We start from the raw sequence: 13,346 nt of genomic DNA on the forward strand, positions 1-13,346 counted from the left end.
AAATAAATGAAATCTTTCACAGAGAGCTCCGTTAGCTGAAAAGGAGTAAAGAGAACTTTATTGAACAAAGCCTCAGAGCAGCACATCGGAACCAATGCATTGGGGATGGTGTGACAGGAGCTCCTGTTACAGAGCTAAAGTATACGCATGCCATTGGCTTGTCGTACTTGAAGAGGCTGATATGGCGACATATTGGCGAAACTGGGTGGTACCACGAGGATATTAATCTCGTCCCTGAGACTGACATTAGTCTTGGGGGTGGGATTTTTTTGTTATTGCGTAAGTGTAACACTGCGCACGTGCTGCAACATGGGCACACCTAATCAGGCAGTTTGAATTAACTATTGAGATGCTTATCTTCAGTATCATTTAATTTGAAAGGATTTGAATATATAATGTCGGGTAAATTAAAAGTTGGTATTGTCGGAGGAACTGGCATGGTTGGCCAGAGATTTGTGGAGTTGTTGGATCAGCATCCTTGGTTTGAAGTAACGGCGATTGCAGCAAGCAGCAGCTCAGCAGGTAAAACATATGAAGAATCAGTGCAAAGCAGATGGAAATTGGCTACTCCGATTCCTGAAAATGTGAAACAAATCATCGTTCAAGATGCATCGAAAGTGGAGGAGGTTGCCACTGGGGTTGATTTTATTTTTTGTGCCGTTGATATGAAAAAAGACGAAATTAAAGCGTTGGAAGAAGCCTACGCCAAAACGGGTACTCCTGTTATTTCGAATAATTCAGCTCACCGCTGGACGCCTGACATTCCGATGGTTATCCCAGAAGTTAATCCCGGGCATATTGATATCATTGCTGCGCAAAGAAAACGTCTTGGAACATCGACTGGATTTATTGCAGTGAAACCAAATTGTTCGATCCAAAGCTATGTGCCAGCCCTTCATGCCTTATTAGATTTTAAGCCAACTAACGTGGTTGCTTCGACATATCAAGCGATCTCTGGAGCTGGTAAAAACTTCACGGATTGGCCGGACATGTTAGATAATGTTATCCCTTACATCGGTGGGGAAGAAGAGAAAAGTGAGCAGGAGCCGCTTCGCATTTGGGGTAGTATCGTAAATAATGAAATCATTAAAGCGAGTTCTCCTCTGATTACAACGCAATGTATCCGCGTTCCAGTAACGGATGGACATTTGGCTACTGTGTTTGCCTCTTTCGAGAATAAGCCTTCGAAGGAAGAAATTCTTTCCCGCTGGTTGAATTACAAAGGACGTCCGCAGGAACTGAATCTGCCAAGTGCGCCAAAACAGTTCATCACTTATTTTGAAGAAGAGAATAGACCACAAACGAAGCTTGATCGCGAGATTGAGCACGGTATGGGTGTTTCGGTTGGGCGTTTGCGCGAGGATGCCATGTTTGATTATAAATTTGTTGGATTATCGCATAACACATTACGCGGCGCAGCGGGTGGTGCTGTTCTGATCGCCGAATTGCTTAAAGCTGAAGGTTATATTCAAGCGAAATAAATAAAAACAGCAAGCATCTAGTATGCTTGCTGTTTTTATTTCACTCATGACTCGGGTAGAGTTCTTTCATAAATGAGACGGATTGGCTTATTAATGCCTTTAAAACCTCTACATCGATATCTGCTACTTTGTTGATGTAGACGCAGCCTTTAGTAGCCTCATGTTTGCCAAAGCTCTTCAATAATTCCTCACGACGCGTATCACCTGGCGCAACATATAAGCTGATTTTGGCTTTCCGCGGGGAAAAACCAGCTAGTGGTGCATCGCCTTCATGTCCTGACTCATATTTGTAATGATAAGTGCCAAATCCTATAATGCTAGGACCCCACATTTTCGCTTCATAACCTGTCACTTCTGTAAAAATATCTAATAATTTATAGGCATCTTCACGTTTCTTCACGCTCTCGACATTTTCAATAAACTCAAGGACGCTGCTATCCGTTTCTTTCATTTTGGCTTCGTATGCCATAGAAAACACTCCTTATCGATTTTCCAGCGTGATGGCTTCTCCTTTTCATTTTATCAAAGAAGTGTTGGAATTAGAAACTTTAATAAGGGAATGATCGTCTAATACATACAACTGGGATTGAAAATGAAAAATGAATGCGTGGAAGAAAGTAGGGATTATTTCATGTGGAATAAGGCATATTGGTTTCAAACACTACAATGTACGATTCTTGTTGGTGTACTGGTAGCAGGTTGCGGTGAACGAAATGTAGGGGATCCTAACGGAGGAGCTATTCTGCAGCATGAGACACCTTCAAAGCTGAAGTATGTTTCAAAAGAAGACCTACAAAAATATGCAAATCAGCTAGCCACTTTGCATGCAGTCTTTGAAAAACATCAAGTCAAACCTCAGTCCTCCTATAGTACTGACCAAGAAGCCTTTCTGGAGGTGCGCCGCGTAGGCGAACATGACAAATCACTGTCGGACGCAGAGAAAGCCAAACTAAAACAAGCCATCTATGAGGCGATTGGCGCCAAGTTTCCGCTTAACATTACGGTCTATACGATTGATGTGCAATCTGGCATGAGTGGGAGAATTACTGCTGTTGACGAAAAGGGAAGGTTTTTAGTCGTATCATCCGATAAATTCATAGGCCAAGACAAGAAAATGCCTGATGCTGCGTGGTATAGCATGTCAGACGATGCAAATATTGAGTTTGAAGGTAAGAAGCTGCAACCGAATGAGGTTCAGATCGGATCAACTGTCAAGGTGTGGGCAGAAGGTTTAATGCTAACGAGTTACCCTGGTCAAACGACGGGGCTTCGCCTTGAAATTATCGCACTGGACCAAGGCATTGGTGATGCTAGCGGCAAGGTCACAGGATTAGTTACAACTGGCGAAGGCGTGAACACGGAACGCATCCTTGAAGTCGATGGGGTGAATCTTAGACTTCTTCCGTTTACTCAAGTATGGAGGGGAAGCGAACATGCGCAATTCTCCGACATCACTGTCGGAAAACAGATAAAAGTTTGGTTTGCTGGGTATGAGTTCGGTACGGAGAAATTCGTGACGAAGGTCGACATTGAGGGTTAAATGATGGTGTAATACAGATTGAACTAGTTATTTTGGGGATATCCGTCAATATCGTTACGCTGCCTTTGGAGCAAACCTGCCGCAACGGATTCTGATGAAAAAGCACTATCGCCTAAGAAACAGATATCGGAAGAAGCTTTACTGATGAATTTCTATTGATTTTCATTGAACCTTCCGAATATAATTAAGGTAATATTTGGTATGTGTAACTGGCGAAACGTAGATCACTACGGGGGAGCACATATTCCATAAGCCGTTCGCCTGGGCAAAGTATTTGATCAATGGATCAAATGCTTTTTTATTTCAAGGAGGGGTATGCGATGGAACGAGCTAGGAATGTGGCAGTCCTTATTTATGAAAAGGTAGATCTGTTAGATATGGCAGGTCCGTACGATGTGTTCGCCGTATCGAGTAACTGGGGACAGGATTTCAATGTTTATACCGTTGGCGAAGTGCGGGCAATCGCTACTGCTTCAAAGATAGAGTATCAATGGCAAAAAGAAGCGTTGCAAGAGCCAAACCAGCGCAACATTGAAAAGAAAAACGAGTTGTTGGTCATAAGAAAAGCACATCTAGACGATTTGGAAGACATGCAGAAATTATATATAGAAGCAGCCCAATGGATTCAATCCGCCAAGGGGTTCACACAGTGGCGTGAAGATCGGTACACGAGGGCGTATTTTGAGTCAATTATTCAAGAAAAAGAAGTGTTTGTTGCCAGTCTGAACGGTGAGCTTGTAGGTTGTTTTTCCATCCATTGGGCGTACGAAGAGGTTTGGGGAGACATGTTTCATGACGATGCTGGTTATGTACACCGTTTAGTTGTTTCGCGAAAATATAAGGGGCAAGGTTATGGCAGTAGGTTATTGTCTTGGGCAGAAGCCTACATTAAGGACAAAGGAAAAGCTTGGCTGCGATTAGATTGCATGGCAAATAACGTAACACTGAATGACTATTACCGCAGTCTTGGTTTAATATTTCGAGGGAGATTCGAAGGGAACGGTTGGAGCGCGAACTTATATGAACGGAAAATTATGAATTAGTTCGGTTGTATATGATTGATTAATCATTATAGGATTCGTTGACACCTTCCGACGAATCTTTTTCTAGCTAGTTATTTTACTGTTATAAATTGACATCAATCGCTAGTGCATATATGATTTTATTGGGTAACATGATGGAACAGGGGTGTGAAGGTATCATGCAAAAGCAATTCAAAGTCGCTGCAGGCATCTCGATTGCAGGATATGTCGTCAGTCTCATTACGTCTGGGTTTTTACCAGAGTCCATTAATTTATTAGTGCCAACTACGTTGTCGCTAGGAAGTATTTACGTACTTACGCGATCTTCCAGTGCCCTACAAGGGACAACGATGCCAGTTCCTATAAGTGAGCCTAACTCGAATAAGCCTCAAGCTTCTAGTTCCAATCCGGCTCCAAGGGAAATTGAACACAAAGCGGAAAATGATCCTTTTTGGGGACCCATTTCCGAGTATATCCATGTGATCGAAGAAACGATCATCTCAGAGGGGCAGAAGAATACCTTAGATGATGAAATCGTCGAAAAGACACTTAGCTTACTTGCCAGGGTAGGTCGATTGATTCCGCAGTTAAAAGAACTAAACGATGCAAATATGAATCATAACATACAACGATTGATCTTCAAGGACCTCAATAGTGCGATTAATCCCTTTCTGAAGTTGGGTGGGGAAGCGAAAAGATTAAATCGTCGACTTCTGCTTACCGGTATCAAAGATATCAACTCCAAACTCTCGGATTATGTAGAAACCATTGAACAAAAAGATTTAATTGAATTGCAAACACGCATGGATTTGATCCAACAACGCTATCGTTCAACAGACTAAAGGAGGTATGGAACCTTGACAACCCAATTGGTGCAATTAAAGTCGACAGATTTGCAGAAAGTTGAACAAGAAGCGAAACAATTGCTCGAGAAAGTCTCTTCAACGGATACAATGGAATTAGAAACCTTAATGGATTCCATCGGACGTATGGGCTCCAAAACCATGGAGCAGGCTGGACAATCCTTAGCTATGCTAGAACGTCCTGTAAATGAATTGATGTCAGGCAAACGCTCAGAGGTCCAAAACAATATTTTGAAGCTGCGCGGCGAAATTGATTCGTTGAGTAAGAGCAAACAGCTTGGTTTTTTTGAGAAAATGATGAAAAAGACGCCTCTGAAGAACTATATTTACAAGTATCAATCCGTGAAAACAAACGTCAATGCCATCGTGCAATCCCTTCGAAATGGGAAGGAAACGCTTGAAGAGAATATGGCTTATATGAAAACGTTGAAGAAAAATTCAATTGAGTCCGTATACAATTTGCAAATGCGGATTGCCATGGGTGAGAACTTAAAGCAGCTTTTCGAAGTCGAAATTGCCAAGCCCGAGAATGAACATCGTAAAACACATTTGGAGAGAGGACTTCGTAAGGTTGTGACGCGCATCCAGTCCTTTCAAGAGATGGTCATCTTGTATCAACAAGCGATTGCAGGAACAGACATTATCAATGACAATAACGATAAACTCATTGATGCCGTTGATGCGACCATCGATAAAACACAGAATCTGCTTACGGTCTCAGCCATGATCTCTATGGCGATTGAGGATCAAGTACAAACCATTGAAGCTGTCAATTCCGCGAATTCAACGCTCAATAAAATGTTCGAGGATAACTCGCGATTGTTGAAAGAAACAACGCAAAGAACGAACGAGTTACTTGGGAAACCAGGGTTACAAATGGACTCGATCGAAAGAGGAATGACCGATCTTTTCGCTGCATTGGATTTATTTGAACAGTCGAATCGGACAATCATTCAATCAGCAACAGAGCATACTAAGAGGCTTGGGAACATTAGCCAGCAAATGACACAACGTCTTGGTTTATCGCCTGGGAATAAAACGAATGCCGAAATAAAAGCTTCGGAGTTAAGCGGGCTTTTGGAATAAATTGTATAAGATGTAATGGCTGTCAAGGATCTTATCCTTGGCGGCTTTTTTTATGGCGTCATTCTGCCTCTTAACCCATGCCATTTCTTTCTACCGACATATGATAATCCATACGTTTGAATAATGGAGATGAGCGAATGTTCATGCAGATTAAAGATAAGCTTGGTCATGCACCTCAAATTGATGTGCTAATCCCAGCTATTGAGAAGGATCTGGGGACACTCCCCCTAGTGATTGATGCAGTAAGAAAATATGTTAAGCATCCGATTGGTGAAATCATTATTATAGCTCCATGGAAACAACGAATTATTGATCTATGTGCGAGAAAAGGATGTCGTTTCGTTCATGAAGATACGGTTCTTCCAATCACGAAAAAGGATATCCATTATCAATCCAAAACATGGGATCGGACTGGATGGTTTTATCAGCAGTTACTTAAGCTGAATGGCGATACCTTGTGCTCGTCCAAATACTATATGGTCATTGATGCTGATACCGTACTCATTCGTCCGCATGTCTTCAAAGTGGGCAATAAGACCGTATTTTACTGCCGGAACTGGAGTCAAGGCGAATATTTCAATACGTATCGAAAATTGATGGGAAGAAATCGTTCAGCCAGATTGTCCTTCGTTACCCATTACATGTTGTTCGAGAAATCGAAAGTCAAGCAATTGAAACAAACCATTGAGTCCAAACATAACACCAGCTGGTATTCGGCGATTATGAAAAGTATGAATAGATCCAAACAGTTTGCTTTTTCAGAATTCGAAACCTATGGCAATTTCCTGTATTCGTCCGTGGCTAACAAGATGATTTTGAAGCCTGCGTTGAATAAGAGCTTACATTTGGGTAACTCCCAAATTACCGCTTCAAGGATGGCTTCACTGGCCAAAAGATATCGGTCCATATCGCTTCATAAACGCAAAGGGTATGTTAAAACCCTCAAGTTGGTGTCTGTATGAAGCCATATGTGGTGGTTTGGAAGGGACCTGTTCACAAAGCGAGCGGTCTTGGTTATGCAAGTAGAACCTATGCTGCTTCCCTCAAACGGAGAGGTGTTGACGTCAGGGTTGGCCATTTGAGACATGGTAAAAAACTAGCCTTAGGTAAACGAGTGCTTATCTATCATGATGTTCCGAGCTATATGCAGTGGGGGAGTGCGCGAAGTATATACGATGCCATTATTTTAAATACCGTTTGGGAAACAAGTAAGACACCCAATGAATGGCTTTCGCATATGAACAAATTCGATGCGGTATGTGTACCCACGCAACATAATAAGCGGGCACTTCAGAATAGCGGTGTAACCGTTCCAATTTACATCGTTCCTCATGGCGTAAACACCAAAGTATTTCATCCGAACAATAAGAAGTTTGTTTTGCCGCGCGCGGCAGGCAAGTTTACTTTCGTATCCGTATTCGGCTTCCAGCACCGTAAAAATCCAGAAGGCTTATTACGCGCGTATTGGGAAGAGTTTTCCTCGAAAGATAACGTTATTCTTGTGATCAAAACAAACGGATATGAGCCCTATGAGAATGAGAAATGGATCCAGCGCCAAATAGGGCAATACAAAAAAAGATTGGGTATATACAAAGATACAGCTCCCGTTGTCATTATAGGTCGACGACTTAGCGAGAGCCAGCTAAAAGGTTTATATACACTTGGGGATGCTTTCGTTCTTCCGACGCGAGGCGAGGGTGTTGGGCTGCCTTTTCTTGAAGCGTTGGCTAGCGGTACCCCTGTCATCACGACGGCTTGGGGCGGGCAAATGGATTTCCTAACACATAATAACTCGTTCCTCGTACCTTTTCAGCTGAAGAACCCCTCCATTAGCATGAACAGTAAGCACGCGATCTCACGATCATTCAGCTATCTATTTGCAGAAAAGGGTCAACTATGGGCGGAACCAGATCATCATAGCTTGAGAATGATTATGAGGAATGCATACGAGAATCCTGAGCTATGCAAGCGAAAAGGAAGACATGGAAGACGTGATGTGCTTCATCTATCCTGGAAACGTGCGGGGATGTTGATGAAGCATGTGGTTGAGAAAGTCATTCAATCGAAGAAATAAGGATGAAGCGTGATGTTCCGCAGGAAAGGAGTATTTGGCTTGCGTATTGTACTATTATGCGGGGGATCAGGAAAAAGGCTCTGGCCTTTATCCAACGAGATCCGTTCCAAGGTGTTTCTTAAGCTTTTGAAATCCGAAGATGGCGTTAGAGAATCCATGATTGAGCGAATATGCAAACAATTGGATGAGGCGGGCTTGCTGCAATCCACTTGCATCGTCACACATCAGAGTCAAGTAGAGATAACGCGAAATTATGTCGGCGAGCACATTCCTATCATAAGTGAACCCTATAAAAGAGGAACTTATGCAGCCATCGCTTTAGCTGCCACGTATCTGCATGTGTGCATGCAAGTTGATGCGGATGAAACGATATGTATTCTACCCGTAGACACTTATGTGGATTCCGCCTTTTTCCGTCTACTTCATCGCTTTCCCGAAGTCATTTCACGCTCTAAGGCTAATCTAGCTCTTCTAGGTACGAAACCTATGATGCCCTCTGATCAATTCGGTTATATTGTACCAGTGCTCCCCATGGACAGCGATGGATTTGCTTTTGTCGATCATTTCGAAGAAAAGCCGAATGAGGAAGCTGCTGCTCAGTTAATCCAACAGCATGCTTTGTGGAACTGCGGTGTATTTGCATTTCCCTTAAGGTTCATGCTTTCCTATTTGAAGGACAAGGGGCATCCAGCCCAAGTGGAGGAATGGCTGGCCATTTATGAACACCTTACAAATACAAGCTTCGATCGTGAAGTTGTTGAACGCAATCAACATGCTGTTGTCATGGGGTATGATGGTTCATGGCAAGATGTGGGCAGCTGGAAAGCGCTAACCCCTCTTTTGAAAGATAGCATTATAGGCATGGGTAGAATATCTAATGATTCCGTCAATACGCATCTCATTAATGAACTACCCTATCCCATTGAAGTCATTGGCGTCTCGGATCTCATTGTCGCGGCAAATTCAGACGGTATTCTGATTGCGAACAAGGAGAAAGCCCATCTGATCAAGGAAAGACTCACACAAGTGTCACCGATGCCGATGTATGGGGAGAAAAGCTGGGGAACTTATCAGACATTGAAATATTGGAGGGATGAACCTCAAGGAAAAGAAAGCATGATTAAAATTGTGAAACTCACCCAAGGGAAGCATACGAGTTATCACTTGCATGGTAATCGACAGGAAAGCCTAACGATTCTGTCAGGCAGCGCAGAGATTCTTATGGAGGACAAACTGTATAGACTTCAGGAAGGCGATGTTTTGCAAATTCCAGCTGGTACCAAGCATGGGATCAAGGCAGTTACTGAACTTGCGTTCATGGAAGTTTTGTTGGGGAATGAACTGTCACAAGAAGATATCACTCGAATTTCAATAATATGGTAAAATTGTTGTTTTCGTCAGCGGTCAGAAGGAGAATAGAGTGGGAGAAGAGGAATGACATTCTCTTCCACTCTATTGTAGTAAAAGAAAGGGGATTACATATTTTTGAGGAATTAACAGGAAATTGGGCATATTAGCTGCGAATGGAGGTTGACTAAAGTGTTGAAAAGGTTGAAGCGCGTGTTATTTCTTGTAGTTGTATGCAGTCTCTTGTTTGCTCAAGCTGTAGAAGCATCAGATGGTGCCGAAGTTTTCGATATTCATAAAGGCGAAATCATCCTGACGATACCCAACTCCAACTCGTTGCAGGACCAGATTAAGGAATGGCTGAATGCTGTAAATGGTACCGTAGTATCATTTGCAATCGAACCAAGTGAAGGGATCGCCATTAAGATTCCGCTTACACCTCCGTACAAGATTAATACTGAATGGATTACTGGAACTGTTACAGAAGTGGTGATATTTATAAGTTCATCCAAAACCTATTTCCCAACGCTACTCATTTTTACGAAAGAACATGAGGTTATTGCTGTTCATTTTAAAAGCAGCAGTTTGAAAACTTTCCTAAAGCAAAATAAACTATACAATCCGAAATTAAACCTTGCCGAACCTTCTCAACGCTAATGAGAACCTCTAGCTTAGTTTATGAATATTTAATATTTGCTTTAGAAGCTTGTGGGGGGAGAAGGTGCGAATCAAGGGGCATATGTGGTTAACACGATATCGTTATTCATAGGCATAGGCATAGGACTTCAGATCATCTCATTAATTGCTATGTATTTGCTTTCTGTGTTTAAGCCTTGGGGAAAGCGGAAAATGAAAAACTAACATTCAAACATCGTCAAACAGGTGTAGAAATATAGTTTTAAAAATTAAGCGAGTGTTAGAATATTTTTTTCATAGCTTTCAGTGTTCGACAGTATTTTTTTGTTCGGCTCCGTATACTTAAAAAGAATACAGATAAAAATGTATCTTTTGGCGGAGGTAGTGTTCATGATTATAGTTCCTACGGCCCTATGCCAACCGGGCATGCGGATTGGAAGAGCCGTTTTGTCCGAACATGGACGAGTTATGCTTGGACATCGAGTAGAACTTACACAATTTATGATTAAAAAGTTAGTTCAAATGGGGCTTGACTTCTTGTATATTGAAGATCGAGAAACCGAAGACATCCCAATAGAAGAGTCGATCCAACAAGATACCCGCGCTTTGCTGCGAATGGCGTTGTCCAAGGTTTTCACTAAATTCAGCGCAACCTCAACATTGGGGGGATCGGCTAACACGACAGAAATATCGCGATTGCTATTCGAGGGAATATCTAAAGTGATTGAAGATATGAAGAAGGGGAGTCAAAGTCTTGTCTCTATCACCACATTAAATATGGCTCCAGCAACCACGTTGGAACAGCATTTTTGTCAAAATGCGATCAATGTGTGTGTCTATGCAACGAAACTTGGCATGCTAAATGGGTACTCACAAAAGGAGTTAACTGAGTTTGGACTTGGAGCGATGCTTCACGATGTGGGTAATATTCAGATCCCATCAAAGTTACTGTTAAGTAGTGCAAATTTGTCTTTAAGTGAATATCTCGAAATTCAGAAACATACTGAATTAGGATTTAACATGCTCAAAGAGGATATTGGTATTCCATCCCTGACTGCAATATGTGCGCTGCAGCATCATGAGCGTATGGACGGAAGTGGTTATCCTTATCATCTCAAAGGTACGCAGATTCATGAGTATGCGCGTTGGATCGGGATGCTTGATTCGTATGACGCCATGACCCATCCTAGAGCCTACCGGAATTCCATAGCACCACATTACGCGTTGGAGATTTTATATGCGAATGCTGGAAGTTTATTTGATATCAAAAAAGTGATGCAATTTCGAAATAAAGTAGCCATTTTCCCGGTGGGGCAAGGTGTTAAGTTAAGCACGGGAGAAATTGGCGTTGTCTGTCGACAAAACTTTTATATTCCATCAAGACCTGTCGTCAGAGTGCTTAAAAACGAACGAGGCGAGAAGTTAAAGTCACATTATGAAATTGATTTATCGACCACGCTTCATGTTATGATTAATCATATCAATGAGAGGTAAGTACACTAGTGACATGAGGGGCTACGAATGAGTGTAAATATGAAAGCGATAATCGAAGCGTTAATTAATCCGGTAGGAAGGCTTGAGCAAACTGTCGATACGCTGACGTTCGGTAATCCAGACACAGAGGTGACTGGGATTGTGACCGCCTTCATGCCGACGCAATTTGTCATCGAGCAAGCCATACAGCGCGGAGCGAATCTAATTATTGCTCATGAAGGGCCATTCTTTTCACATCATGATGATCGGACAAAACTGAAAGATGATCCGGTCTATGAGGAAAAGAGAGAACTGCTGGAAGCATCGGGCATAGCGTTATTCCGTTTCCACGATTACTGGCATCGCTATAAGCCGGATGGTGTCATGGAGGGTCTGATACAGGAGCTCGAATGGATGCCTTACGTTCAAGAGCATCATGCAGCATCCTCCATCCTGCAAATTCCAACGGAAACAGTAAGCGGAATCGCGGAACATGTGAAGAAACAACTTGGAATTTCTTATGTCAGAGTACACGGAGATCTTGAGATGAAGTGTTCGAAAATCGGCTTGCTTGCAGGTTACAGAGGCGGTGCTCAGAATACGCTGCCCTTATTTGAAAGAGAGCAGTTGGATCTAATCATATACGGGGAAGGCCCGGAATGGGAAACGCCTGAGTATGTAAGGGATGCTGTATTTCAAGGAAGACACAAGGCCCTAATCGTCCTTGGCCATGCGGAAAGTGAAGAGCCGGGTATGAAGCTATTGGCTAAAATGCTTACCAGCATGTACCCGGAGATTCCTGTTCACTATATAAAAGAACGTGCGATCTTCCAAATTGTGTGAGAGGGAAGAACAAAAGCAGTAGGAATGGGGCAGATGAGCCCAATTCCTACTGCTTTCTATGTCACCGTTTAATCCGTAATATTTCTCGTGTAGTATTCAATAATGTCCTTGCGTCGAATGATACCGAGAAAGACACGATCGCTATCAACAACAGGAACAAAGTTCTGATCAGCAGCTAGCGCCAGCATATCCTCCATGTGAGCATCGATTGCTACGCACTCGTTATAAATTCGTTTTCGGATATCAGTTACAGCAATCTCGTCCATATTAACGAAAGTTAGGCCGGGAGTGCACTTCAGTTTCCATAACAAATCTCCTTCGGATAAGGTGCCGACGTATTTCCCTTCCTCGTTGATAATCGGAATCGCTGTATAATGGCAGGCTTCCAGCCGCTCCATTGCTTCCTTCATTGAAGCCGAAGAACTCAGGTAGGATACTTTGTCCTTGGGGAATAAAAACGATTTAATTTCCACTTTGTTTCTCTCCTTTTCGTCCCAGTTTACGATAACTATTTAATTAAAACATATATCACCATAAAAAGCGCATATTTTATTCGTGTAAAAAATGGAAATATTGAAATACAAATTAACGATTAGATCTTGGAAGAAGAAGAGATAGTGAATAATGCAACTTGTGAGCTAGACAGTTTGAATCAGGACGAGGCTAGTTGGATGGAAACGATTCAGAGGTTAAGTGATGGATTTGTTCAGTGGCGAGAGGCTATTACGAACTGATCGTAACGCGGCAGGCGCTTTTATAAGCGCCTTATACGTGTTTTCGTTGGTGATTATTTATGCTTTGCTTTTTGCTTTAACCAAAAATCAGGAGGCACATAATTAATAAGTGAATAATCAAGTTCATGACCTGATGGGGGCTGTCCCAAAAGGTCAATAGACCTTAGGGAAGCCCCTTTGTCATAATTTATTCAAACAAAAAGAAACCAAAACTTGGTAAAATGGAAGTGTCGAGCAACCATCAAAC

The 13,346-nt window shown here is 42.3% G+C and carries 13 protein-coding genes, 1 riboswitch and 1 other annotated feature (1 of these 15 only partly in view); of the genes, 11 read left to right on the top strand and 2 right to left on the bottom strand.

The genetic code is table 11. The features are described 5' to 3' along the window. Nucleotides 1-239, top strand: a binding site (T-box leader) (it extends 23 nt beyond the left edge of the window). Between the two features lie 156 nt (nt 240-395). Beyond that, entirely contained in the window at nt 396-1,481 is a 1,086-nt protein-coding gene (gene asd, locus AC58PQ_RS21800; RefSeq protein WP_497245235.1) for an aspartate-semialdehyde dehydrogenase, read from the top strand. A 40-nt stretch (nt 1,482-1,521) separates the two neighbouring features. Here the strand turns inward: asd and AC58PQ_RS21805 are convergent, their stop codons facing one another. Next, on the bottom strand, nt 1,522-1,950 hold the full coding sequence (locus AC58PQ_RS21805) for a DUF1801 domain-containing protein (protein ID WP_497245237.1): 429 nt from the start codon (nt 1,948-1,950) through the stop codon (nt 1,522-1,524). 162 nt (nt 1,951-2,112) lie between these two features. Here AC58PQ_RS21805 and AC58PQ_RS21810 point away from each other — a divergent pair, with 162 nt between their 5' ends. From AC58PQ_RS21810 to AC58PQ_RS21855, 10 genes are all read left to right on the top strand, one after another. Next, complete coding sequence (locus AC58PQ_RS21810) at nt 2,113-3,021, top strand: DUF3221 domain-containing protein (protein WP_497245239.1); 909 nt, start codon at nt 2,113-2,115, stop codon at nt 3,019-3,021. A gap of 195 nt (nt 3,022-3,216) precedes the next feature. Further along, nucleotides 3,217-3,295: riboswitch (ZMP/ZTP riboswitch) on the top strand. Nucleotides 3,296-3,341: 46 nt separating this feature from the next. Beyond that, nucleotides 3,342-4,064: a GNAT family N-acetyltransferase gene (locus tag AC58PQ_RS21815; protein WP_497245241.1), complete on the top strand. Its 723-nt coding sequence runs from the start codon at nt 3,342-3,344 to the stop codon at nt 4,062-4,064. Nucleotides 4,065-4,222: 158 nt separating this feature from the next. Then, nucleotides 4,223-4,885, top strand: coding sequence for a hypothetical protein (locus AC58PQ_RS21820; protein WP_497245243.1), 663 nt, complete (start codon nt 4,223-4,225; stop codon nt 4,883-4,885). A gap of 15 nt (nt 4,886-4,900) precedes the next feature. Continuing rightward, nucleotides 4,901-5,992, top strand: a complete 1,092-nt coding sequence (locus tag AC58PQ_RS21825) for a toxic anion resistance protein (RefSeq protein WP_497245245.1) — start codon at nt 4,901-4,903, stop codon at nt 5,990-5,992. A gap of 137 nt (nt 5,993-6,129) precedes the next feature. After that, on the top strand, nt 6,130-6,954 hold the full coding sequence (locus AC58PQ_RS21830; RefSeq protein ID WP_497245247.1) for a DUF6492 family protein: 825 nt from the start codon (nt 6,130-6,132) through the stop codon (nt 6,952-6,954). Then, nucleotides 6,951-8,066: a glycosyltransferase family 4 protein gene (locus AC58PQ_RS21835; RefSeq protein WP_497245249.1), complete on the top strand. Its 1,116-nt coding sequence runs from the start codon at nt 6,951-6,953 to the stop codon at nt 8,064-8,066. Before AC58PQ_RS21830 ends, AC58PQ_RS21835 begins: the two co-directional genes overlap by 4 nt. 39 nt (nt 8,067-8,105) lie before the next feature. Beyond that, nucleotides 8,106-9,449 carry a sugar phosphate nucleotidyltransferase gene (locus AC58PQ_RS21840; protein WP_497245251.1) on the top strand — a complete coding sequence of 448 codons (1,344 nt, stop codon included), beginning with the start codon at nt 8,106-8,108 and terminating at the stop codon, nt 9,447-9,449. Between the two features lie 156 nt (nt 9,450-9,605). Next, on the top strand, nt 9,606-10,070 hold the full coding sequence (locus tag AC58PQ_RS21845) for a hypothetical protein (RefSeq protein ID WP_497245253.1): 465 nt from the start codon (nt 9,606-9,608) through the stop codon (nt 10,068-10,070). 369 nt (nt 10,071-10,439) lie between these two features. Beyond that, nucleotides 10,440-11,543 carry an HD-GYP domain-containing protein gene (locus AC58PQ_RS21850; protein ID WP_497245255.1) on the top strand — a complete coding sequence of 368 codons (1,104 nt, stop codon included), beginning with the start codon at nt 10,440-10,442 and terminating at the stop codon, nt 11,541-11,543. 27 nt (nt 11,544-11,570) lie between these two features. Next, nucleotides 11,571-12,365 (top strand): Nif3-like dinuclear metal center hexameric protein, encoded by a 795-nt coding sequence (locus tag AC58PQ_RS21855; protein WP_497245257.1) that lies wholly within the window; start codon nt 11,571-11,573, stop codon nt 12,363-12,365. 68 nt (nt 12,366-12,433) lie between these two features. Here the strand turns inward: AC58PQ_RS21855 and AC58PQ_RS21860 are convergent, their stop codons facing one another. Further along, nucleotides 12,434-12,838 (bottom strand): CBS domain-containing protein, encoded by a 405-nt coding sequence (locus tag AC58PQ_RS21860; RefSeq protein WP_497245259.1) that lies wholly within the window; start codon nt 12,836-12,838, stop codon nt 12,434-12,436. Nucleotides 12,839-13,346: the final 508 nt, after the last annotated feature.

This window comes from Paenibacillus sp. J22P143, from assembly GCF_059692035.1.